Origin of the sequence: Arsenophonus sp. ENCA, from assembly GCF_002287155.1 — a bacterium.
Taxonomy (GTDB): domain Bacteria; phylum Pseudomonadota; class Gammaproteobacteria; order Enterobacterales; family Enterobacteriaceae; genus Arsenophonus; species Arsenophonus nilaparvatae.
Genome location: NZ_NHNG01000723.1, coordinates 1 through 506 on the forward strand (window position 1 = coordinate 1; position 506 = coordinate 506).

The following is a 506-nucleotide window of genomic DNA, read 5'->3' on the forward strand; positions in this document are numbered from 1 at the left end:
GGCTGACAAAAATACATCCCAAATCTAAACGCGCCAGATTTTCAAGTGCTCTGAGCGAACTATGCCCTTTCATGATCCCATAAAGCAAAATTCCCATCATTGAACGAGGAGAATACGGCGCTCTACCTGTTGAAGAATAACAGCGTTCGAAAGGTACCCAGTCTTGTTCATCCAAAATCTCTGTGACAATAAATGCCCTACGTTCACCAATTTGCTTGAGATAATCGCAAAGGGAAACAGAACCCTCCAAGATAGGTAGATTTTGCGCTTTGACAAACTTACGTTTGGTGTGAGAAGGCGATTCCAGTTTGCGAGTAAATACGGTCATAAAAGATCTGCGTTTAAAACGAATAAAGCAAATTTTAATCGATAACATGAGCTTTTGCGACAGCCTCATTTCTCACGCGGCACCAGTCTTGCCAGCTTGGGGATAAACTTCTCACACACCATATGCATCATCAGCACCACGATACCCAGCAGAAAACAGGGGTAGCCCAATGCGCCGA

The 506-nt window shown here is 44.1% G+C and carries 1 protein-coding gene; it reads right to left on the reverse strand.

Translation table 11 applies throughout. The features are described from left to right. Positions 1-376 (reverse strand): hypothetical protein (locus tag CBG25_RS18835; RefSeq protein ID WP_290603693.1); only part of this gene is annotated, 376 nt, incomplete at its 3' end. Positions 377-506 lie beyond the last annotated feature (130 nt).